The following is a 20,857-nucleotide window of genomic DNA, read 5'->3' on the forward strand; positions in this document are numbered from 1 at the left end:
CATCCGGCAAGCATGCTCGCGACCGTGCGCCGCTACGAGGCGGCCGGCTTTCGCGCCTGGCCCGCGGCCGCCGTCCACTATGACGGCACCTGGGTGGTGCGCCTGACCGCCGGCCATCCGGCAAAGCGGCTGAATTCGGTCAATCCGCTCGATCCCGGCGACATACAGCACATGGCCGACCGCATCGGTCGCGCGGGCCGCCGTTTCGACGCGTACGGCCGGCCGCTGACGTTCCGCATGTCGCCACTCTCCGGGCCCGACCTTGCCAGCCATCTCGACAAGGAGGGCTGGAGCCGGTTTGACGAATCGCTCGTCATGCGGCTGCAGTTGGCCGACGCGCAGCTCGACGCCGCCATGGACCAGATTCCGCTCAAGGACATCAGCCGCTTCATCGGCGCATCGCTCAAGGTCAGCGGCTCGGATGTATCGCTGCGGCCGGGCCTGTCGGAGATCATCGGCGCTATCCAGCCCGAGGCCGGGCTGTTCGCACTGGAGGATGGAGCGGAGCCGCTGGCGACGCTGATCTGCGTGCATGACGGCGATCTCGCCGGCCTGTTCGAGATCGCCACCGACAAGGCGGCGCGCAACAAGGGCCACGGCCGCAACCTGATCCTGTCGGCGCTGAAATGGGCGAGGCTGCGCGGCGCGCGGGAAGCCTGGCTGCAGGTCGAGGCCGGTAACGCGCCTGCGCTGGCACTCTACCACGCGCTCGGCTTCGAGGAAGTCTATCGCTATCATTACCGCCGGCCGTCCGAACATGAATGATCTGGCATCCGGCGGCAAGCGCCTGCTCCTGGTCGCCGCATGCGCGCTGGTCGATGCCGACGGCCGCGTGCTGCTGGCACAGCGACCGCAAGGCAAACAACTTGCCGGCCTGTGGGAGTTTCCCGGCGGCAAGGTCGAAGCCGGCGAGACGCCGGAACAATGCCTCATCCGTGAACTGCATGAGGAGATCGGCATCGAAACCGAGGTTCCCTGCCTGGCGCCGCTGACCTTCGCAAGCCATTCCTATGACGACTTCCATCTGCTGATGCCGCTATTCGTCTGCCGCCGCTTCCGCGGCATCGCCCAGCCGCGGGAAGGGCAGGCGCTGAAATGGGTGCGGCCCAAACAGATGCGCGACTATCCGATGCCGCCGGCCGATGCGCCATTGATCCCGTTCCTCATCGATCTTCTTTGAGGTCTGACCGGACCACGGTCCATATCGGCCAGCGTTAATGGAAGATTTATCTCATCATGAAAAATTGATGCATGGCCGTTTTCGTGCGGCAGCCGCCATTCGTTGGGGAGCGATAGAATGAGCCTGGACAGGGATTGGGATTCGATCCGGCCCGACCGCGGTTTTCGTGCCGCCGATGCTGGCATGGGGGTCCTGCGCGTCACGCTGCTGTTCGGATCGGCGGCGGTGGCGCTGGCGCTGATCGCGACCCCTTTCCTCGACAGCCAGACGCGTTCGCAAACGGCCCGCGATGATTTCCCCGGCCTCGACATGGCGGCCACCGGTTCGATCAGCCATCGCGGCACCTATACAGTGCGCCGCAGCGTGCTGCAGGCCGCGCCCGATGGGGTCTGTATTATCCGCTCCGATGGCAAACGCAGTGGCGACTGCTGACAAAGGTTAAGACATTTCCGAAAGGCGGCGATTTCATCGCCTGTTAAGCCTTTGCCGTTAACCTTTCTTAACAGATCGGCGGTAAGGTCGCGGCAAGAGGGAATTGAGTGATGAAAACAGTGCTGCTGCGCTTTCTGAAGGACGAAAACGGCGCCACGGCCGTCGAATACGGCCTGATTGTCTGCGTGTTGTCGCTGACGATCATCGGCGGTATCAGCCAGGTCTTCAATTCGATTACCTGGCTGTTCAGCGACGATTCCAGCAGACTTGCCAACGCCTTCGCCCCCTAGAGCTAGTGCCCGCGAACGGGTCAATGTCCTTCAGGATCCTCCAATATAGTCTTTAGCGAAACCTTGGCCGAACCGGGTTTCAGCGGCTTTTGCTGCGACGCGTCGGGCGCCCAGCCTGACATCCAGACAATCGAGAAGCTTGCCCTGATGCGACCATCGGGATCGGAAAAGCGTTCGGCGTAGATTTCCGCGGCGCGGGCAAACAACCTGCGTGAGCCTGGCCGCCGGCTGCGATCGGCAAGCGCGGTGGTTTCGCCCATGGCACGCAAATCGGCCATAAGCCCAAACAGGTTGGCATAGCGCACGGTCACCGTCTCGACGTCGGCGACCGGCAGCGCGAAACCGGCGCGCTGCAGCAGTGCGCCGGCGTCGCGCACATCGGTGAACGGGATGACGCGCGGGCTGGCGCCACCGTAGATATCGGTTTCCGCGGCAAGCAGGCTTTCGCGCAGTTCCGAAAGCGTGCCGGCGCCTGCGAAGGCGCCCAGGAAAAGTCCGTCCGGCCGCAGGGCGCGGCGGATCTGGATCAGCATGCCCGGGATGTCGTTCATCGTCTGCAGCGACAAAAGTGACACCACCAGATCGAGACCCTGCGGCTCGAACGGCACGGTCTCCAGCGGTGCAATCAAACCGGCGGCACCATTCAGGAAAGCCGCGTCCATCTCGACACGGGCGATGTCCGCTACCTTGCCGCTCCGCGCAAGGACGTCGGCCGCGGCCGAGGTTTGGCAAAACAGCACCGCCGCCTTGGCGAACCTGCGCTCGACGGCGCCCAGCCGGTCGGCAAGGTCCTCGGCGGCGCGATGCATGAGGAAGTCGGCACCGTCAACCGGATGGATCAGCGCGCGCCGCTTGTGCGCCAGCCACAGAGAGGTATCCATTATAGGCTGCAAGGGATGGGTCCTTGTATGTCCGCGCCCTGATATGGTTCGTATAGTGGCGACGAGAAACCAACCACGTGGCCGATCCGATGCCCAAGATCAAGTCCGACGAGATCAGGAAGCTGGCTGGATCGGCAGCCCGGTCGGCAGCTCGCTCGGTTTTGGGCTGGCCAGCGAGGATCCTGTTTCCACCGGTCTGCGCCGGTTGCCGCCGGCAGGTCTCGCAGCCCGGCGTGCTGTGCGGCGCCTGCTGGCCGAAGCTGCGGCTGCTGGAGCGGCCCTGGTGCCCGGTAATGGGCACGCCGTTCACCCACCACATGGGCGAGGGTTTTCTGTCGGCGGAGGCGATCGCCGATCCGCCGCCCTTCGAACGGGCGCGGGCAGCGGTCGCCTATTCCGGTGTTGCCCGCCAGATGGTGCAAGGGTTGAAATACCAGGACCGCACGGATCTCGCTCCCTGGATGGCGCGGTGGATGGTCCGCGTGGGCGCCGACCTTATCGCCGACGCGGATGTGGTGGTGCCTGTGCCGCTGCATTGGCGCCGTTTTTTCAGGCGGCGGTTCAACCAATCGGCGGAACTGGCGCGCGCGGTTTGCGAGCTCAGCGGGCTGTCTTTCGCGCCTTCCGCCATGCGTCGTGTCAAACTCACGCGCCAGCAGGTTGGACTGGAGCGGCAGGAGCGCGAGGAGAATGTGCGTGCCGCCTTTCGCGTGCCCGCCGAAGCCGAGATCGAGATTGCCGGCCGCCGGGTGCTTCTGATCGACGATGTCTACACCACCGGCGCCACCGTGCGTGCCGCCACCAAGGCGCTGAAAAGGGGAGGCGCCGCCGCCGTCGACGTGCTGACCTTTGCCCGCGTGTTGCCGGGGGACTTCCGGGCGGACGAGTCCGCGACTATATAAGTCGGCAACGGAAGCGGAATTCGTCATGGTCGATGTAACGATCTATACGCGCATGATGTGCGGCTACTGCACGGCGGCCAAGCGGCTGCTGGAGCGCAAGGGTGTTACCTATACCGAGCACGACGCTTCCTTCTCACCGGAACTGCGCCAGGAGATGATGTCGCGGGCTCACGGGCGCACGACCTTTCCGCAGATTTTCATCGGCGACACGCATGTCGGCGGCTGCGACGACCTCCACGAACTGGAGGCAGAAGGCCGACTGGACAAACTGCTCGCCAACGGTTCGTCGATTTGAGGGTATGACAATGAGTGTTTTCAAGGCGGCGGCAGTGCAGATGCGTTCGGGCGAGAGCCCCGAGCGCAATGCGGCCGACATGGAGCGGCTGGTGCGCGAGGCGGCCGGCCAGGGCGCGACCTATATCCAGACGCCGGAGATGACCGGCGCGCTGATCCGCGACAGGCAAGCGCGCGCCGCGTCCTTCACCTCCGAAGACAAGGACATCGTCGTCGCGACCGCCCGCAAGCTGGCGCGCGAACTCGGCGTGTTCCTGCATATCGGCTCGACCGCGATCCTGCGCGCCGACGGCAAACTCGCCAACCGCGCGCTCCTGTTCGGGCCCGATGGCGCGACGCTCGCGGGCTACGACAAGATCCACATGTTCGACGTCGATCTCGACAATGGCGAGAGCTGGCGTGAATCGGCCGCCTACGAGCCCGGCACGGAGGCCGTCGTCACCGGGATCGGGGGCGCGAAGCTCGGCTTTGCCGTCTGCTACGACCTGCGTTTTCCGCAATTGTTCCGCGCCGAGGCGATGGCCGGCGCCGACCTGCTTTCCGTGCCCGCCGCCTTCACCCGCCAGACCGGCGAGGCGCACTGGCACGTGCTGCTGAGAGCGCGCGCCATCGAGAACGGCGCCTTTGTCGTCGCCGCCGCGCAGGGTGGCCTGCATGAGGACGGCCGCGAGACCTATGGGCATTCGCTGATCGTCGATCCGTGGGGCCGCATCATCGCGGAAGCCGCGCATGACGAGCCTGCCGTGATCGTTGCCGAGATCGACCCGGCGCAGTCGATTGCCGCGCGCAAGAAGATCCCCAATTTGAAAAATGCGCGGGATTTCACCATCAATACCGGCGAGGCGCCGCGTCTCAGGGGTGCCGCCTCTTGATCCGTTTTTCCCTCATCTGCGAAAACGAGCACCAGTTCGAGGGCTGGTTTCGCAGCAATGACGATTTCGATACGCAAAAGAAGCGCGGCTTTGTCGATTGCCCAAGCTGCGGCTCGCACAAGGTTGAGAAGGCCCTGATGGCGCCGGCCGTTTCCACGGCCCGCAAACAGGAAACCATAGCCCTTGCAATGGGCGAGGCGCAGAAGCAGGCCATGGCGCAACTGAAGGCGATGGCCGAGAAGGTGCGCGAGAATGCCGACTATGTCGGCGACAAGTTCGCCGAGGAAGCCCGCAAGATTCATTTCGGCGAAACCGATGCGCGCGGCATCTATGGCGAGGCGACGCTGGAAGAGGCCAAGGGCCTTGCCGAGGACGGCGTCGATTTCATGCCGATTCCGGTGTTTCCGGAGGACCGGCACTGAAATCCAAGGGAGCTTTGCCTCGGATGAAGAAGTCCAAGCCGCAGCAGGGGCGAAGCATAGTCCGACGCTTTGCGAATTGGCTATCGTTCAAGCTGTGCGACAAGCGCTCGATCGATGGATTGCTGGTCGTTTATACCGGTGATGAGGAAAGCAAAAAGATAAACAAAGTTGCTGCTGCGCTCAAGCTCATTAGCGACTTCGACCCTATTCGCTATAAACGGATGCACCACGACCTCAATCGAATCTGGGTGTTGACGATTGCGGGTTGGGTAGGGCGCTACCAACAGGCCACCTCGACTTGCGAACTGGACGAGCGCTTTGTTCTCAACCAGGGGACGACACCGGAACGGATTGCATCAACCATCGTGCATGAGGCGACGCATGCGCGTCTTGGGCGGTGTGGTATCGGCTATCAGGAAGAACTGCGCACCAGAGTGGAACAGGTTTGCATCCGTCGGGAAATGGCATTTGCCAGGAAACTACCGAGCGGGGCGGATATTGATCAACGGGCCGAGATGAAATTGAATAGCCTTTCTGGCTTGTCCGACGCAGCGATGGCGGAACGTTATTTCGAGGGCCAACGGAAGGCTCTCCTTTACCTTGGCGGGCCGGCTTGGCTCAACGATCGGGTAGTTTCGTTTCACCGCTGGCGGCACTTGCGAAGATTGAAACAGCACGAGGCTGCGAGTCCACCTGATCCCCGCAACTGAAACCTACCTTCCGGCTGGGCGTCCGTCCTCGTAGCAGCCGACAAACTAATTGGTTAGCTTACACTGCCTATCAATTTCTTCAGCAGGTTTGCGAGCGTTTCTTGTTCCGCCTGCGTCAAGCCCGCGAGGACTTCGTGCTCGTTCGCCACATGGGCGGTGACAGCCTCGTCGATCAGTGCGAGGCCTTTTTCGGTTAGCCGAACGACGATGCCGCGCCGGTCGTTGGGGTGTGGCGCGCGCTGGATCAATCCGGATGCTTCGAGCCGATCCAGCCTGTTGGTCATGGCGCCGGAGGTGACCATCGTCGCCTCATAAAGCGCTGTCGGGGTCAGCGCGTAAGGCGAGCCAGAGCGGCGCAGCGTCGCCAGCACATCGAACTCTCCGGCCTGCAGTCCGAAACGGGCAAAGAGCGGCGCAAGGCGCTCGCGCGCGATCAGCGAGGAGACCTCGTTCAAGCGCCCGATCACCGCCATCGGCGTGACGTCGAGGTCCGGCCGCTCCTTCCGCCATTGCTCTATCGCTCTCGCCGCACGGTCCATGTGCCTCACCACAAAGTATCTTGACGTTAAGAATCTTTACGCTATCTTACTTCAAGTTAGAGTGATCGCCAAGCGCGACCTCGCAGCGACAGGATCATTCGATGAAACTTCTCTGGGATTCGGCGCTCGGCCTGCTGGTCGTCACCGGCGGCCTGCTTGGCCTGACGCTGCCTTTCGGCAAGCTCGCCACGGCGGCCGGCGTGCCGGCCATGGTCTGGGCCTTCGTCATCTCGCTCGGCGCCGGCGGCGTGCTTCTCGCCGTATTGCTGCTGCGCGGCCAGCGCATCCGGCTCACCGCGCACAAACTGCGCTATTTCTTCGTCACCGCCGCCGTGTCCTATGCCGTCCCCAATCTCCTGATGTTTTCGGCCATTCCACATCTGGGCGCCGGCTATACCGGCATCATGTTCACGCTGTCGCCGGTCGTCACGCTAATGTTTTCGATCCTGTTCGGTGTCCGGCGCCCCAACATGCTGGGCATCATAGGCATCGCCGTCGGCTTCGTCGGCGCGGTCATGGTGGCGGCGACGCGCGGCGAGGCCGGCCAGCCGGCCGAAATCGTCTGGGTCGTCATTGGCCTGCTCATTCCCGTCAGTCTCGCTGCCGGCAACATCTACCGCACCATCGACTGGCCGGAAGGGACCGGTCCTATCGAACTCGCGGTCGGCAGCCATTTGGCGTCGGCGGCGATGCTGCTCGTCGGCATCCTGACCTTGTTGGGAGGCAAGGCCTTCATCGAACTTGGCACCGTGCCACTCACCGCAGTGGCGCAGATGGCCTCGGCATCGGCGATGTTTGCTTTCTTCTTCCGGCTGCAGGCAGTGGGCGGTCCGGTCTATCTCAGCCAGATCGGCTATGTCGCGGCGGCCGTCGGCTTGTTTGCCGGTACGATCTTCCTTGGCGAAAACTATCAGCCGCTGACCTGGATCGGCGCCGTCATCATCACAGCCGGCGTGTTCATCACCACAAAGGCGCAGAGCCAGACCGCTGCGAGGGCGCAGAACCAGGCCGCCTAAGCTTCTTTAGCCTCGCCGCCGGCTCCGGCCGTGGGTATCGGCGGGAGGATTGGCTGTTCAGACCGATCCCTTCTCCGCCAGCACCATGTAGTTGACGTCCATGTCCTTCGACCGCGACCAGCGGTCGGCAAGCGGATTGTAGGAGACGCCGGTGCGGTCGATGATGGTCAGGCCGGCGGAGCCAAGCGCCTTTTCCAGCTCCTCCGGGCGCACCAGCTTGCCGAACTGATGGGTGCCGCGCGGCAACCAGCGCAACACATATTCGGCGCCGATGATGGCCAGGCCGAGCGCCTTCAGCGTGCGGTTGATGGTGGCCACGAACATGATGCCGCCGGGCTTGACCATCTCGCCGCATTTGGCGACGAACAGGTCGATGTCGGCGACATGTTCGACCACTTCCATGTTGAGGACGACATCGAATTTTTCGCCGGCGTCGGCGAGATCTTCTGCCGTCGTAGCGCGATAGTCCACGCTCACATTGCCTTCGGCGGCATGCAGTTTCGCCACTTCTATGTTTATTCCGGAGGCATCCGCTCCGACCACATCGGCGCCGAGCCGCGCCATCGGCTCGCACAAAAGGCCACCGCCGCAGCCGATGTCGAGGATACGTAGGCCCTCGAAAGGCCGCGCAGCCCGCGGGTCGCGACCGAAGCGCGCCGCGATCTGGTCGCGGATATAGGAAAGCCGAACCGGATTGAATTTGTGCAGTGGACGAAACTTGCCGTTCGGGTTCCACCATTCGGCGGCAAGGGCGGAAAAGCGTTCCACTTCTCCGGCATCGATCGTCGATCGTCGGGGCTCAGGCATGGGTTGGTCTCCTCGGACGCTAGGAAGTCGGGCGTGAGGCATCGAATGTCAAGGCAACAATTTTCAATGCTGACAAAGTGACTGGACCGCCCAAAGGCCAGCCTATTTCGTGTCCAGCACCTCGCGCAGCTTCGCCGCCAGTTGCTCGATGGTGAACGGCTTGGCCAGGAAGTGCACGTCATGATCGAGCACGCCGTTGTGGACCACGGCGTTCCTGGTGAAGCCTGTGGTGAAGACCACTTTCAACCCGGGCTGGCGCGCGAGCGCTTCCTCGGCGAGCTTGCGGCCATTCATCACCGGCATGACGATGTCGGTGAAAAGCAGGGCGATGCCGGGTGTCGCGGCGAGCTTCTGAAGGGCCTCTTGTCCGCTCGCCGCATGGATGACGGTGTAGCCGAGTTCGCGCATGATTTCCGTCGTGGAAGCCCGCACGCGGGCGTCGTCCTCGACGACGAGGATCGTCTCGGTGATCTTGACAGCGCTCTTCTCGCGCCCGGCGGGCGCTGCCGGCTCTCCCGGTCCGAAAAATCGGGGCAGATAGATCTTGATCGTCGTGCCTTCGCCGGGCTCGGAGTAGATCTTGACGTGGCCGCCCGACTGTTTGACGAAGCCGAACACCTGGCTCAGCCCAAGTCCCGTGCCCTTGCTGACCGGCTTGGTCGTGAAGAAGGGCTCGAAGGCCCTGGTGATGATCTCAGGCGACATGCCCGCACCGGTGTCGGTAACCGCGATCATCACATATTGGCCAGGCGCGACGTCGGCGTGCGTCGAGGCATAGGCCTCGTCGAGGTGGCTGTTGACGGTCTCGATGGTCAGCTTGCCATCGTTATCCATGGCATCGCGGGCATTGACGGCCAGATTGAGGATCGCGTTCTCGAGCTGGTTGGGATCGGCGTGGATTTTCCACAGGCCGCCCGCCAGCACGGTTTCGATGCTGATGCCTTCACCCAGGGCACGGCGCAGAAGATCGGACATGCCGGTCAACAGCCGGTTGGTGTCGACAACCTGCGGCGCCAGAGGCTGCAGGCGGGAGAAGGCAAGCAAGCGCGAGGTCAGGTTGGCGGCACGGCTGGCCGCGTCCGTCGCGGCCTCGACGAGCTTTTCGATGTCATGTTCGCCTCGCTTCAGCTTGCGCTGGGCAAGGTTCATGGCGCTGAGGATGATCGCCAGCATGTTGTTGAAGTCGTGGGCGATGCCGCCTGTCAGTTGCCCGACAGCCTCCATCTTCTGCATCTGGCGTATCTGGGTTTCGGCCTTTTCTCGTGTCTGGATCTCGTTGCCGAGCTCGATGTTCTTGCGCATCAGCTCTTCCTGGGCGACGACCACCTCGCGGAAGCGGCGGCGGGATTGACGGATGGTGTAGACCCCAAGCAGGAAAATCCCCAGCAACGCAGCCAGCGAGCCGATGCGCAACCAGGCCTCGACCTGGTCGGTATGCTCGTCGCGCGCGGCCACTGCGGCGGCGCCAATACGCCGGATCGTATCCATGCTGGCGCGGATGTCGTCCATGGCTGACTTGCCCTGGCCGCTGCGGACCAATTGCAGGGCCTTTGCCGCATCGCCTCGATCGTAGAGAGCTATGGTCTCGGCCAGCTCAGCCTGCTGTTTTGAAAGCGCGGCCTTGATGTGGCCGATCTGCTGGGCGATCTGATCGTCGGGAGCAGTCGCGCTGTCGATCCGTGCCAGTTGTCCCGGAATTGCCTCGACGGCCCTCCGGTAAGGCTCCAGATAGGATTTTTCACCGGTCAGCAGGTAGCCGCGCTCACCACTCTCGGCGTCTTGCGCCAGTGAAAGCAGCCCGGAAAGCTGCTCTTGGTATTCGATTGTGTCGCGTGCGGCGGCACGATTGGCCCTCTGGCTCTCGACGAGCACGGCACGGGCGCCGACGATCAGCGCCAGCGTGGCGAAGCCGGCAATAATCGGGAGCGGCTGCAATCGAATGGCGCGCCGAAGACGAGCAATCATCTGTTATGCCGAACCAAAAGGAATTACCGCAGGCAGCATTTGGTAAGCGGCGCCGGCCTGGAAGGCAATATGCCGTTTTGTTACGCAATTCGCCGTCAGCCTTGCGAAACCTTCCTCATTTGGTTAAGGAGGCCGCGCATTCAGCGGCCGGCGCCAGCCGGGCGCTTTTCCCCGTTTTCGGCCTCGGGCCGGCTCCAGTCAAAGGCATTTCGCTTCCATGGCGCGTATCGTGATGAAATTCGGCGGAACCTCCGTCGCCGACATCGCCCGCATCCGCAATGTGGCGCGTCATGTCAAACGCGAGGTCGACGCCGGCCACGAGGTGGCGGTGGTGGTTTCGGCGATGGCCGGCAAAACCAATGAACTGGTCGGTTGGACGCGCGAAGCCTCACCGATGCATGACGCACGCGAATATGACGCGGTCGTCGCTTCCGGCGAACAGGTCACGGCCGGCCTGCTTGCCATCACCTTGCAGAACATGGGTGTGCATGCGCGCTCCTGGCAGGGCTGGCAGATCCCGATCAAGACCGACAACGCCCATGGCGCGGCGCGCATTCTCGACATCGACGGCGCCTTCCTGGTCAAGCGCTTCGGCGAAGGGCAGGTGGCGGTCATCGCCGGTTTCCAGGGCATCGGGCCAGACAACCGCATCGCAACGCTTGGCCGCGGCGGCTCCGACACCAGTGCCGTTGCCATAGCCGCGGCGGTCAAGGCTGACCGCTGCGACATCTACACCGACGTCGACGGGGTCTACACCACCGATCCGCGCATCGAGCCCAAGGCGCGCCGGCTGGCCAAGATCTCCTTCGAGGAAATGCTTGAAATGGCATCGCTCGGCGCCAAGGTTCTGCAGGTGCGTTCGGTCGAGCTTGCCATGGTGCACAGGGTGCGCACCTTCGTGCGGTCGTCCTTCGACGATCCCGATGCGCCCGGAATGGGGGATTTGCTCAATCCTCCGGGAACGCTCATTTGCGACGAGGAAGAGATCGTGGAACAGCAGGTCGTCACCGGAATTGCCTACGCCAAGGACGAGGCGCAGATTTCGTTGCGCCGTGTCGGCGACCGGCCAGGCGTCGCCGCCGGCATCTTCGGCCCGCTGGCCGAGGCCAACATCAATGTCGACATGATCGTCCAGAACATCTCCGAGGACGGCAAGCTGACCGACATGACCTTCACCGTGCCGTCGGGCGATGTCGACAAGGCGCTGGCCGTGCTCGACCGGCTGAAAGCCGAGATCGGCTACGATGTCGTGCAGTCGGAGGCCGGCATGTCGAAGGTTTCGGTCATCGGCATCGGCATGAGGAGCCATGCGGGTGTTGCCGCCACCGCCTTCAAGGCACTGGCGGACAAGGCGATCAACATCCGCGCCATCACCACCTCCGAGATCAAGATTTCGATACTGATCGACGGTCCGTATACGGAACTTGCGGTTCGCACTTTGCATTCCGTCTACGGTCTGGATAAGCAGTAGCAAGACTGAATCAGTTGTTGCGTGCATGCCGGGCGCGGCGGAAACTGCGCCGGCAAGTGTTTCATTGGAGAAGAAGCCGCGATGCGTGACCAGGCCAGCGGCCCGCGCGTTTTGCTGAAGCGGCTCCGCGAGCTCATGCAGGAGCCGCTGGAGCCGCAGGAGCGGCTTGACCGTATCGTGCGCGACATCGCCTCCAATATGGTCGCCGAAGTGTGCTCGCTCTACGTGCTGCGCGCCGATTCGGTGCTCGAACTCTACGCCACCGAAGGTCTGAACCCGAACGCCGTCCATCAGGCGCAGCTGCGGCTGGGGCAAGGCCTGGTCGGCACGATCGCGGCAAGTGCCAGGCCGCTCAACCTGTCCAACGCGCAGGAACACCCGGCCTTCGCCTACCTGCCGGAGACCGGGGAGGAGATCTACAATTCCTTCCTCGGCGTCCCGGTGCTGCGGGCAGGGCGCACGCTGGGCGTCCTGGTCGTCCAGAACAAGACCATGCGCCATTACCGCGACGACGAGGTCGAGGCGCTGGAAACCACCGCCATGGTCATCGCCGAGATGATCGCCACCGGCGATCTGGCGCGGCTGACCCGGCCTGGCCTCGAACTCGACCTGCGCCGGCCCGTGAGCTTCACCGGGCTGTCTTTCAACGATGGCGTCGGGCTTGGCCATGTCGTGCTGCACGAGCCGCGCATCGTCGTCACCAATTTGTTCAACGAGGACAGCGAGGAAGAGGTCCGGCGGCTCGAAGCCTCGCTCGGTTCGCTCAGGCTCTCGATCGACGACATGCTGGAGCGCCGCGATGTCGCCTTCGAGGGCGAGCATCGCCAGGTGCTGGAAGCCTACCGGATGTTCGCCAACGACCGCGGCTGGGTACGACGCCTGGAAGAGGCGATCCGCAACGGCCTGACAGCGGAAGCGGCGGTGGAAAAGGTGCAGAGCGACATGCGCGCCCGCATGCTGCACATGACCGATCCCTATCTGCGCGAGCGGATGAGCGATTTCGACGATCTCGCCAACCGGCTGTTGCGCCAGCTGATGGGACGTGGACCCGAGGATGTCGCGGCCTCGCTGCCGAAGGACGCCATCATCGTCGCCCGCTCGATGGGCGCCGCTGAACTGCTCGACTATCCCCGCGACAAGCTGCGCGGCCTGGTGCTCGAGGATGGCGCGGCGACCAGCCATGTCGTCATCGTCGCCCGCGCCATGGGCATTCCCGTCGCCGGCCAGATGAAGGGCGCCGTTTCCATGGCGGAAAACGGCGACCCCATCATCGTCGACGGCGAGGAAGGCGCGATCCATCTGCGGCCGCAATCCGATCTCGAAGCCGCCTATGCCGAAAAAGTGCGGTTCCGGGCGCGTCGCCAGGAGGTCTACCGCGAGCTGCGCAAGAAGCCGTCGACGACCAGGGACGGTGTCCAGGTCGATCTGCTGATGAATGCCGGGCTTGCCGTCGACCTGCCGCAGCTGGTCGAGTCGGGCGCTGCCGGCATTGGCCTGTTCCGCACCGAACTGCAGTTCATGGTCGCCTCGACCTTTCCACGCGCCGAAGCCCAGGAAAAACTCTATCGCGACGTGCTCGAGGCCGCGCGCGGCAAGCCGGTCACCTTCCGCACCATCGACATCGGTGGCGACAAGGTGCTGCCCTACTTCAAGGGCGCGATCCAGGAAGAGAATCCGGCGCTCGGCTGGCGGGCGATCCGCCTGACGCTCGACCGGCCGGGCTTGCTGCGCACACAGATCCGCGCCTTGCTCAAGGCCAGCGGCGGGCGCGAGCTTAAGCTGATGCTGCCGATGGTGACCGAGCTTGGCGAGATCGCCCAGGCGCGCGAAATCATCGACCGTGAGGTGCGGCACCTCTCACGCTTCGCACATCATCTGCCGACCAGTCTCAAGCTGGGCGCCATGCTGGAAGTGCCATCGCTTCTGTTCCAGCTCGACGAACTGATGAAGGCGGTCGACTTCGTCTCGGTCGGGTCGAACGATCTGTTCCAGTTCGTCATGGCGGTCGACCGCGGCAACACGCAACTGGCCAACCGCTTCGATACGTTGTCGACGCCGTTCCTGCGCGTGCTCAAGCAGATCGCCGACGCCGGCGCCCGCAACCATACGCCCGTCACCCTGTGCGGTGAACTCGCCGGCAAGCCGATCTCGGCGATGGCACTGATCGGCCTTGGTTTCCGCTCGATCTCGATGTCGCCGGCCTCGATCGGCCCGGTCAAGGCGATGCTGACGGAGCTGCCGCTGGCGGAACTGGAGGCTTTCTTCGACGACAATCTGATGGCGCCGGCGCAAGGGCTGCCGATGCGGGCGTTGCTGCAGGCCTTCGCCGACGACCGCTCGATCCCGTTGTAGCACGTCATCATGGTCAATTTGCCCCGCGATCGTATGGATCAAGTTGTCAAGCGTTTCGAGATGCTCGAAGCGCAGATGTCGGCCGGACCGGCGCCGGATGCCTATGTGAAGATGGCATCCGAATATGCCGAATTGCAGGACATGGTGGCCAAGGTCAGGGAATTGCGCTCGGCCGAGCATGAGCAGGCCGACCTCGAAGCGATGCTCGCCGACAAGGGCACCGACGCCGAGATGCGGGCGCTCGCCGAAGCCGATCTGTCCGGCGTCGAGGAGCGCATCGAGGCGCTGCAGAAGGACATCCAGATCCTGCTCCTGCCCAGGGATGCCGCCGACGACAAGAACGCCATCCTCGAAATCCGCGCCGGCACCGGTGGCGATGAGGCGGCACTTTTCGCCGGCGACCTGTTTCGTATGTATGAGCGCTACGCCGCCGAACGCGGCTGGCGGTTCGAAACGGTATCGGCGAGCGACGGCGATGCCGGCGGCTTCAAGGAAATCATCGCCACGATCTCAGGCAAGGGTGTGTTCGCCCATCTGAAATTCGAGTCCGGGGTGCATCGGGTCCAGCGTGTGCCGGCAACCGAGGCCAGCGGACGCATCCACACCTCCGCCGCCACAGTCGCCGTGCTGCCGGAAGCGGAAGAGGTCGACATCGACATCAGGGCCGAGGACATCCGCATCGACACGATGCGCGCCTCGGGCTCCGGCGGCCAGCACGTCAACACCACCGATTCCGCGGTCCGCATCACCCATTTACCGACCGGTATCATGGTGGTGCAGGCGGAGAAGTCGCAGCACCAGAACCGGGCCAAGGCCATGCAGATCCTGCGTGCCCGGCTCTATGACATGGAGCGCAGCAAGGCGGACGAGGAGCGTTCCGAATCGCGCAAGTCGCAGGTCGGCTCCGGCGACCGCTCGGAGCGCATCCGCACCTATAATTTTCCGCAAGGCCGCGTCACCGACCATCGCATCAACCTGACGCTCTACAAGCTCGACCGGGTGATGATGGGTGAACTCGATGAAGTCATCGATGCGCTGATTGCCGATCACCAGTCGAAGCTGCTGGCCGATATAGGCCTCGATGGCTGACCATCCGCCCGAGGCGCTGGGGCCGCTGCTGCGGAAGGCGCGGGCCAGGCTTGCCGCGGCCGGTATCGATGATGCCGCGCTCGATGCGCGGCTGATCGTCGAGCATTATTCCGGCACGACGCGCACGCAGGCCACTGCCGACCCCGAGCGCAAGATCGACGGCGGCGCCGTCGCCGCGATCGACGGCGCCCTGAGACGGCGAGCCGGTGGCGAGCCGGTGCATCGCATCCTCGGCTATCGCGAATTCTACGGTTTGCGGCTGTCGCTGTCGCCGGAGACGCTGGAGCCGCGGCCGGACACCGAAACGCTGGTCGAGGCGGTGCTGCCCTTCGTCAAGGCAATGGTCGCGCGGGAGGGTGCATGCCGCATCCTCGATCTCGGCACCGGGACGGGCGCCATCGCCCTGGCGCTGCTGAGCGTCGTGCCGGCCGCGACGGCCACCGGTGTCGACATTTCCGCCGGCGCGCTGGCAATGGCGGCCCGCAATGCCGGGCAGCTCGGGCTCGGCGATCGTTTCACGACGGTCCAATCGGACTGGTTCGAAAAAGTTTCCGGGCGGTACCATGTAATTGCCGCAAACCCTCCCTATATACCAACTCAAGAGATTGGAAATCTGCAGGACGAGGTCCGCGATTTCGACCCGCATGTTGCCCTGGATGGTGGCGTTGATGGGATGAACCCCTATAGGGTCATCGCCGCAGAGGCGGCAAGATTTCTGGAAGCCGAAGGCAGAATTGCGGTCGAGATCGGCCACACACAAAGCAACGACGTCGACGATATATTTCGCGCGGCCGGTTACGCGGGCGGCGAGGTGTTTGGCGATCTCGGCGGAAACGACAGGGTTCTTGTTTTTCAGCGGGCAACGTCTTGACGCAGTGCAAAAAAAGCGCTTGGCAATACCGGGGAATGCGGCTAGGGTCGCCTAACCGGATGAGACGAAGCAGGCAGTGCTCTTAGCGATTCGGTTTCCTTGGATATAGCTGCCTTCTTGCGCAAACGACGCCCAAGCTTCGTGCGGGAATCGTCCGGCAAGTGATGTAACCGGAACAGGATGGCACGTGGCGCCAACGCAATCGATGCGGGCGAACGCCGGTGAAGAAACGAAACGGCTGGCTGCATGAGCGCCTCCGTTCGTGAAGAGTTTTTCGAAAATTTCAAAATGAAGAGAGTCGAATGAGGCCACAACAGCAGAACAGGCGCATGCGCGGTCGCAACAACAATGGCGGCGGCGGTGGGAACAACAATAACAACAACAACAACCGCAAGGGCCCGAATCCGCTAACGCGCAATTACGAGAGCAACGGCCCGGACGTGAAGATCCGGGGATCGGCTCAGCAGATCGCCGAAAAATACGCCACCCTGGCCCGTGACGCGCAAAGCTCCGGCGACCGGGTGATGGCGGAGAACTACCTCCAGCACGCCGAACACTACAACCGCATCATTGCCGCCGCACAGGCGCAGATGCCGATCCAGAACGTCCAGCAGTCGCGCGACGAGTTCGATGAGGACGGCGATGAGGATCGCGACGAGTTCGACAATGCCGGCAACAGCGGGGCCGGCAACAGCGGGGCTGGCAATAGCGGGGCGGGCAATAGCAGCGGCAACGCCGGTTCCGATCCGCAAATTCCGGTGGTCAACCATGGCGCCGGCCCGCAGCCAGTGATCGAGGGCATGCCGGCGGAAGTTGCGCTGAACCGGGAAAGCGGTCGCGACAACCGTGACGGTGGCGGGCGTGACGGTGGCGGGCGCAACAATGGCGGCCGCGATGGCGGGCGTCATCGCGATCGCCGCCCTAACGGCGGCTACGGCCAAAACAGCCAGCGCGACTATGCTTCTTCAGCCGAACAAGGCGGCCAGCAGCAGCGCAACGAGGCCTCGGGGCAGACAGAAGTCCAGGCAGTGCCCGCTTCACCGTCCGAGACTGTCGCGGCAGCAGAGCCGGCTCCACGGTTCGAGAATTTCTCGCCAGCCGGTCTGGCCGCCCAGGCCGAACTCAATGAGGCGGCCGCCGAGAGCGGTGCGGCCCGCCGCCCACGGCGCCCGCGCCGTCCGCGCGCCAATCCCGATCAGGTCGAGGGCGGCAGCGACAATGCGGATGCCGGTGAGACGACCGCGGCTCCGGGCGAAAGCGGTAGCGCTGAACCCGTGATCGCCGACATCGACAACTGATCGAGCGGCACTGCAGGACATCGAACGGCGGGGAGCAATCTCCGCCGTTTTGGTTGGGATGCTCGGGGAATAATATGGATTGACCGACATCAAGGCGTCTTGAGACACCCCGTCCTATGCACCATATCTGGCCTGAACAGGATCCGGCTCGAATGGGCGGATCCGTCACCGCAATCTGATCCGGTGCCGCAAAGCGGGCCGGTGATGGAAGGAGACAAATATGAACCTTGAGAAATACTCCGAGCGCGTGCGCGGCTTTATCCAGTCCGCGCAGACGATGGCGCTCTCCCGGAACCACCAGCAATTCACTCCCGAACACATTCTGAAAGTCCTCGTCGACGATGACGAGGGTCTGGCCGCGTCGCTGATCGAGCGTGCCGGCGGCAATGTCCGTGACGTCAAACTCGGCGTCGAGACGGCGCTCGAGGCGATGCCCAAGGTGGAGGGTGGCAATGGCCAGCTCTATCTGGCGCAGCCGCTGGCCAAGGTGTTCTCGACCGCAGAGGACCTGGCCAAGAAGGCCGGTGACAGTTTTGTCACCGTCGAGCGGCTGCTGCAGGCGCTTGCCATGGAGAAATCGGCAAAGACGGCCGAAATCCTGGCCAAGGCCGGCGTCACCGCACAGGCGCTGAACCAGGTCATCAACGACGTCCGCAAGGGGCGCACCGCCGATTCGGCGAGTGCCGAACAAGGCTATGACGCGCTGAAGAAATATGCGCGCGACCTCACCGCGGACGCACGCGCGGGCAAGCTCGATCCGGTCATCGGCCGCGACGACGAGATCCGCCGCACCATTCAGGTGCTGTCGCGCCGCACCAAGAACAACCCGGTTCTGATCGGCGAGCCGGGCGTCGGCAAGACGGCGATCGCCGAAGGCCTGGCGCTGCGCATCGTCAATGGCGACGTGCCGGAATCGCTGAAGGACAAGCAACTGATGGCGCTCGACATGGGTGCGCTGATCGCCGGTGCCAAATATCGCGGCGAATTCGAGGAGCGGCTGAAGGCCGTGCTCTCCGAAGTCACCTCGGCCAGTGGCAACATCATCCTGTTCATCGACGAGATGCACACACTGGTCGGCGCCGGCAAGGCGGACGGCGCCATGGATGCGTCGAACCTCCTGAAGCCTGCCCTGGCGCGCGGCGAACTGCACTGCGTCGGCGCCACCACGCTCGATGAATACCGCAAGCATGTCGAGAAGGATCCCGCACTTGCCCGCCGTTTCCAGCCCGTCTTCGTCGACGAGCCGACGGTGGAGGACACGGTCTCGATCCTGCGCGGCCTGAAGGAGAAGTACGAGCAGCACCACAAGGTGCGTATCTCCGATTCGGCGCTAGTGGCGGCGGCGACGCTGTCCAACCGCTACATCGCCGACCGCTTCCTTCCGGACAAGGCGATCGACCTGGTCGACGAAGCCGCCTCGCGGCTTCGCATGCAGGTCGATTCCAAGCCTGAGGCGCTGGACGAGATCGACCGCCGCATCATGCAGCTCAAGATCGAGCGCGAGGCGCTGAAGGTCGAGACGGACGAAGCCTCGAAGGACCGGCTCGCCCGCCTGGAAAAGGAACTTGTCGGCCTGGAGGAAGAATCGACCGAGATTACGTCGAAGTGGCAGGCCGAGAAGCAGAAGCTTGGGCTTGCGGCCGATTTGAAGAAGCAGCTCGACGAGGCGCGTAACGACCTTGCCATTGCCCAGCGCAAGGGTGAGTTCCAGCGCGCCGGCGAGCTTGCCTATGGCAAGATTCCGGAACTGGAAAAGAAGCTGAAGGCGGCCGAGGCCCAGGACGGCAAGGCCGGCATGGTCGAGGAAGTGGTCACACCCGACCACGTCGCCCATATCGTGTCGCGCTGGACCGGCATTCCGGTCGACAAGATGCTGCAGGGCGAGCGCGACAAGCTGTTGCGCATGGAAGACGAGATCGGCAAGCGTGTCGTCGGCCAGGGCGAGGCGGTGCAGGCGGTTTCCAAGGCGGTGCGGCGTGCCCGCGCGGGCCTGCAGGATCCGAACCGGCCGATCGGCTCGTTCATGTTCCTCGGGCCCACCGGCGTCGGCAAGACGGAGTTGACCAAGGCTTTGGCCAACTTCCTGTTCGACGATGAGACGGCGCTGGTGCGCCTCGACATGTCCGAGTACATGGAGAAGCACTCCGTCGCCCGGCTGATCGGCGCGCCTCCCGGCTATGTCGGCTATGAGGAAGGCGGTGCGCTGACCGAAGCGGTGCGGCGCCGGCCCTATCAGGTGGTGCTGTTCGACGAGATCGAGAAGGCGCATCCCGATGTGTTCAACGTTCTGTTGCAGGTGCTCGATGACGGCCGGCTCACCGACGGCCAGGGCCGCACGGTCGATTTTCGCAACACGCTGATCATCATGACGTCGAATCTCGGCGCCGAATATCTGGTCAATCTCGGCGAGGACCAGGATGTCGACGCCGTGCGAGACGAAGTGATGGGCGTGGTCAGGGCATCGTTCCGGCCGGAGTTCCTCAATCGCGTCGACGAGGTGATCCTGTTCCACCGGCTGCGCCGCAAGGACATGGACCGTATCGTCGAGATCCAGCTCACGCGATTGGAGAGCCTGCTGACCGATCGCAAGATCACGCTGTCGCTGGATCCCGAGGCGATCGAGTGGCTGGCGGCCAAGGGTTACGACCCCGCCTATGGGGCCCGGCCGTTGAAGCGGGTGATGCAGAAGGAGCTGCAGGATCCGTTGGCGGAAAAGATCCTGCTCGGCGAGATACTGGACGGCTCGACGGTCAAGGTCACGGCCGGTTCCGACCGGCTGAATTTCCGCTCCAAGCCGACGATCGTCGCGGCCGAGGCGGCGGCCTGATCGGTGCATGTTGCCCAAAAGCGACCTCAGTTTTGGGACACGACATGCATAAGACAAAGATCTGAAGCGCGCCGCGCTTTAGAGTGCCGCGTGCCCAGTGTGGGCACGCGGCGTTTTCATGTCACAGGAGCCCGGATGACGCTGGACGATTACAACGGCTTCTGCGCCTCGCTGCCTGCAACGAACCACGTGGTGCAATGGGGCGGCGCCCATGTCTGGAAGCTCGGGACCAAGGTGTTTGCGATCGGTGGCTGGGATCAGGGTCGGCAGCTCTTCGTCACCTTCAAATGTTCCGACATCGCCTATGACGTGCTCAAGGAGCAGCCGGGCCTGCGGCCCGCGCCTTATCTTGCCTCCCGCGGCATGAAGTGGATCCAGCGTCAGATAAGCCAGAGCATGGATGATGGTGCGCTGAAGGACTATTTGCGCGAGAGTCATCGCCTGGTTGCCCTGAAGCTGACGAAGCAGGCGCGCAAGGAATTGGGCTTGGCGGCAGGCTAGCTGATATTCCTCGAGGCGCTGGAAAACCGCCATCTTCATGCCCGGTTCATGTTGGAACCATATGGTGGGCAACTGGTTTGCTGGCGAAGGGGTTCGCCGAACTGCACAATGCCGGGCGGCGGCACATACGGACCGGAG

Annotated in this window: 21 protein-coding genes; 17 read left to right on the top strand and 4 right to left on the bottom strand. The window is 63.6% G+C overall.

Features of this window, described 5'->3' with window-relative positions; genetic code table 11:
• Positions 1 to 12 precede the first annotated feature (12 nt).
• The 4 genes from LB536_RS18170 (at position 13) to LB536_RS18185 (ending at position 1,902) form a co-directional block, all read left to right on the top strand.
• Positions 13 to 765, top strand: coding sequence for a GNAT family N-acetyltransferase (locus LB536_RS18170; protein WP_224595202.1), 753 nt, complete (start codon positions 13 to 15; stop codon positions 763 to 765).
• Positions 758 to 1,180 (top strand): (deoxy)nucleoside triphosphate pyrophosphohydrolase, encoded by a 423-nt coding sequence (locus LB536_RS18175; RefSeq protein ID WP_224595151.1) that lies wholly within the window; start codon positions 758 to 760, stop codon positions 1,178 to 1,180. The genes LB536_RS18170 and LB536_RS18175 overlap by 8 nt, the downstream gene beginning before the upstream one ends.
• Positions 1,181 to 1,297: 117 nt before the next feature.
• Positions 1,298 to 1,612 carry a hypothetical protein gene (locus LB536_RS18180; protein ID WP_224595153.1) on the top strand — a complete coding sequence of 105 codons (315 nt, stop codon included), beginning with the start codon at positions 1,298 to 1,300 and terminating at the stop codon, positions 1,610 to 1,612.
• 110 nt (positions 1,613 to 1,722) lie between these two features.
• Positions 1,723 to 1,902 (top strand): Flp family type IVb pilin, encoded by a 180-nt coding sequence (locus LB536_RS18185; RefSeq protein ID WP_140754212.1) that lies wholly within the window; start codon positions 1,723 to 1,725, stop codon positions 1,900 to 1,902.
• A 20-nt stretch (positions 1,903 to 1,922) separates the two neighbouring features.
• Here the strand turns inward: LB536_RS18185 and LB536_RS18190 are convergent, their stop codons facing one another.
• Positions 1,923 to 2,795 (bottom strand): methyltransferase domain-containing protein, encoded by an 873-nt coding sequence (locus tag LB536_RS18190; protein ID WP_224595155.1) that lies wholly within the window; start codon positions 2,793 to 2,795, stop codon positions 1,923 to 1,925.
• A 65-nt stretch (positions 2,796 to 2,860) separates the two neighbouring features.
• Between LB536_RS18190 and LB536_RS18195 the strand changes: the two genes are divergently transcribed.
• Genes LB536_RS18195 through LB536_RS18215 form a run of 5 tightly spaced genes read left to right on the top strand, consistent with a single transcriptional unit; the run spans position 2,861 to position 5,983 of the window.
• Positions 2,861 to 3,685: a ComF family protein gene (locus LB536_RS18195; RefSeq protein WP_140754208.1), complete on the top strand. Its 825-nt coding sequence runs from the start codon at positions 2,861 to 2,863 to the stop codon at positions 3,683 to 3,685.
• Positions 3,686 to 3,710: 25 nt separating this feature from the next.
• Entirely contained in the window at positions 3,711 to 3,980 is a 270-nt protein-coding gene (gene grxC, locus LB536_RS18200) for a glutaredoxin 3 (RefSeq protein WP_224595156.1), read from the top strand.
• 10 nt (positions 3,981 to 3,990) lie between these two features.
• The gene (locus LB536_RS18205; protein ID WP_224595159.1) at positions 3,991 to 4,851 is read left to right on the top strand and encodes a carbon-nitrogen hydrolase family protein; all 861 of its coding nucleotides are present in this window, start codon (positions 3,991 to 3,993) and stop codon (positions 4,849 to 4,851) included.
• The gene (locus LB536_RS18210) at positions 4,848 to 5,273 is read left to right on the top strand and encodes a DUF1178 family protein (RefSeq protein ID WP_140809385.1); all 426 of its coding nucleotides are present in this window, start codon (positions 4,848 to 4,850) and stop codon (positions 5,271 to 5,273) included. The genes LB536_RS18205 and LB536_RS18210 overlap by 4 nt, the downstream gene beginning before the upstream one ends.
• A gap of 23 nt (positions 5,274 to 5,296) precedes the next feature.
• Positions 5,297 to 5,983, top strand: a complete 687-nt coding sequence (locus LB536_RS18215) for a hypothetical protein (protein WP_224595164.1) — start codon at positions 5,297 to 5,299, stop codon at positions 5,981 to 5,983.
• A 53-nt stretch (positions 5,984 to 6,036) separates the two neighbouring features.
• On the opposite strand, the gene LB536_RS18220 is transcribed toward LB536_RS18215, so the two are convergent.
• Entirely contained in the window at positions 6,037 to 6,522 is a 486-nt protein-coding gene (locus LB536_RS18220; protein WP_224595166.1) for a MarR family winged helix-turn-helix transcriptional regulator, read from the bottom strand.
• A gap of 101 nt (positions 6,523 to 6,623) precedes the next feature.
• On the opposite strand from LB536_RS18220, the gene LB536_RS18225 reads away from it, so the two are divergent.
• Positions 6,624 to 7,538 (top strand): DMT family transporter, encoded by a 915-nt coding sequence (locus LB536_RS18225; protein WP_224595169.1) that lies wholly within the window; start codon positions 6,624 to 6,626, stop codon positions 7,536 to 7,538.
• A gap of 57 nt (positions 7,539 to 7,595) precedes the next feature.
• Here LB536_RS18225 and ubiG read toward each other — a convergent pair whose 3' ends face one another.
• Together ubiG and LB536_RS18235 are read right to left on the bottom strand one after the other, a co-directional pair.
• A complete protein-coding gene (gene ubiG, locus LB536_RS18230) occupies positions 7,596 to 8,345 on the bottom strand; it encodes a bifunctional 2-polyprenyl-6-hydroxyphenol methylase/3-demethylubiquinol 3-O-methyltransferase UbiG (RefSeq protein ID WP_224595171.1) in 750 nt (249 codons plus the stop codon).
• A 102-nt stretch (positions 8,346 to 8,447) separates the two neighbouring features.
• Positions 8,448 to 10,310, bottom strand: a complete 1,863-nt coding sequence (locus tag LB536_RS18235; protein WP_224595174.1) for a CHASE3 domain-containing protein — start codon at positions 10,308 to 10,310, stop codon at positions 8,448 to 8,450.
• 217 nt (positions 10,311 to 10,527) lie between these two features.
• Between LB536_RS18235 and LB536_RS18240 the strand changes: the two genes are divergently transcribed.
• The 7 genes from LB536_RS18240 (at position 10,528) to LB536_RS18270 (ending at position 20,719) form a co-directional block, all read left to right on the top strand.
• Positions 10,528 to 11,781, top strand: a complete 1,254-nt coding sequence (locus tag LB536_RS18240) for an aspartate kinase (RefSeq protein WP_015315600.1) — start codon at positions 10,528 to 10,530, stop codon at positions 11,779 to 11,781.
• Positions 11,782 to 11,862: 81 nt separating this feature from the next.
• Complete coding sequence (ptsP, locus tag LB536_RS18245) at positions 11,863 to 14,133, top strand: phosphoenolpyruvate--protein phosphotransferase (RefSeq protein ID WP_224595176.1); 2,271 nt, start codon at positions 11,863 to 11,865, stop codon at positions 14,131 to 14,133.
• A gap of 9 nt (positions 14,134 to 14,142) precedes the next feature.
• Entirely contained in the window at positions 14,143 to 15,222 is a 1,080-nt protein-coding gene (gene prfA, locus LB536_RS18250) for a peptide chain release factor 1 (protein WP_140809375.1), read from the top strand.
• A complete protein-coding gene (gene prmC, locus LB536_RS18255) occupies positions 15,215 to 16,093 on the top strand; it encodes a peptide chain release factor N(5)-glutamine methyltransferase (protein WP_140809373.1) in 879 nt (292 codons plus the stop codon). Before prfA ends, prmC begins: the two co-directional genes overlap by 8 nt.
• 302 nt (positions 16,094 to 16,395) lie before the next feature.
• Entirely contained in the window at positions 16,396 to 17,391 is a 996-nt protein-coding gene (locus LB536_RS18260; protein WP_140754186.1) for a DUF4167 domain-containing protein, read from the top strand.
• Between the two features lie 220 nt (positions 17,392 to 17,611).
• Positions 17,612 to 20,218, top strand: coding sequence for an ATP-dependent chaperone ClpB (gene clpB, locus LB536_RS18265; protein ID WP_224595178.1), 2,607 nt, complete (start codon positions 17,612 to 17,614; stop codon positions 20,216 to 20,218).
• Positions 20,219 to 20,353: 135 nt separating this feature from the next.
• Complete coding sequence (locus LB536_RS18270) at positions 20,354 to 20,719, top strand: MmcQ/YjbR family DNA-binding protein (protein ID WP_224595180.1); 366 nt, start codon at positions 20,354 to 20,356, stop codon at positions 20,717 to 20,719.
• The last annotated feature ends 138 nt before the right edge of the window (positions 20,720 to 20,857 follow it).

Source organism: Mesorhizobium sp. ES1-3 (assembly GCF_020164795.1).
Classification (GTDB): domain Bacteria; phylum Pseudomonadota; class Alphaproteobacteria; order Rhizobiales; family Rhizobiaceae; genus Mesorhizobium.

Bases quoted from the DNA above. Each gene is read 5' to 3' on its own strand.
- LB536_RS18260 (WP_140754186.1), top strand. From the start codon at position 16,396: ATGAGGCCACAACAGCAGAACAGGCGCATGCGCGGTCGCAACAACAAT.
- LB536_RS18240 (WP_015315600.1), top strand. From the start codon at position 10,528: ATGGCGCGTATCGTGATGAAATTCGGCGGAACCTCCGTCGCCGACATC.
- ptsP (WP_224595176.1), top strand. From the start codon at position 11,863: ATGCGTGACCAGGCCAGCGGCCCGCGCGTTTTGCTGAAGCGGCTCCGC.
- LB536_RS18185 (WP_140754212.1), top strand. From the start codon at position 1,723: ATGAAAACAGTGCTGCTGCGCTTTCTGAAGGACGAAAACGGCGCCACG.
- prmC (WP_140809373.1), top strand. From the start codon at position 15,215: ATGGCTGACCATCCGCCCGAGGCGCTGGGGCCGCTGCTGCGGAAGGCG.
- LB536_RS18270 (WP_224595180.1), top strand. From the start codon at position 20,354: ATGACGCTGGACGATTACAACGGCTTCTGCGCCTCGCTGCCTGCAACG.
- LB536_RS18180 (WP_224595153.1), top strand. From the start codon at position 1,298: ATGAGCCTGGACAGGGATTGGGATTCGATCCGGCCCGACCGCGGTTTT.
- ubiG (WP_224595171.1), bottom strand. From the start codon at position 8,345: ATGCCTGAGCCCCGACGATCGACGATCGATGCCGGAGAAGTGGAACGC.
- grxC (WP_224595156.1), top strand. From the start codon at position 3,711: ATGGTCGATGTAACGATCTATACGCGCATGATGTGCGGCTACTGCACG.
- LB536_RS18235 (WP_224595174.1), bottom strand. From the start codon at position 10,310: ATGATTGCTCGTCTTCGGCGCGCCATTCGATTGCAGCCGCTCCCGATT.
- prfA (WP_140809375.1), top strand. From the start codon at position 14,143: ATGGTCAATTTGCCCCGCGATCGTATGGATCAAGTTGTCAAGCGTTTC.
- LB536_RS18225 (WP_224595169.1), top strand. From the start codon at position 6,624: ATGAAACTTCTCTGGGATTCGGCGCTCGGCCTGCTGGTCGTCACCGGC.
- clpB (WP_224595178.1), top strand. From the start codon at position 17,612: ATGAACCTTGAGAAATACTCCGAGCGCGTGCGCGGCTTTATCCAGTCC.
- LB536_RS18215 (WP_224595164.1), top strand. From the start codon at position 5,297: ATGAAGAAGTCCAAGCCGCAGCAGGGGCGAAGCATAGTCCGACGCTTT.
- LB536_RS18205 (WP_224595159.1), top strand. From the start codon at position 3,991: ATGAGTGTTTTCAAGGCGGCGGCAGTGCAGATGCGTTCGGGCGAGAGC.
- LB536_RS18170 (WP_224595202.1), top strand. From the start codon at position 13: ATGCTCGCGACCGTGCGCCGCTACGAGGCGGCCGGCTTTCGCGCCTGG.
- LB536_RS18220 (WP_224595166.1), bottom strand. From the start codon at position 6,522: ATGGACCGTGCGGCGAGAGCGATAGAGCAATGGCGGAAGGAGCGGCCG.
- LB536_RS18175 (WP_224595151.1), top strand. From the start codon at position 758: ATGAATGATCTGGCATCCGGCGGCAAGCGCCTGCTCCTGGTCGCCGCA.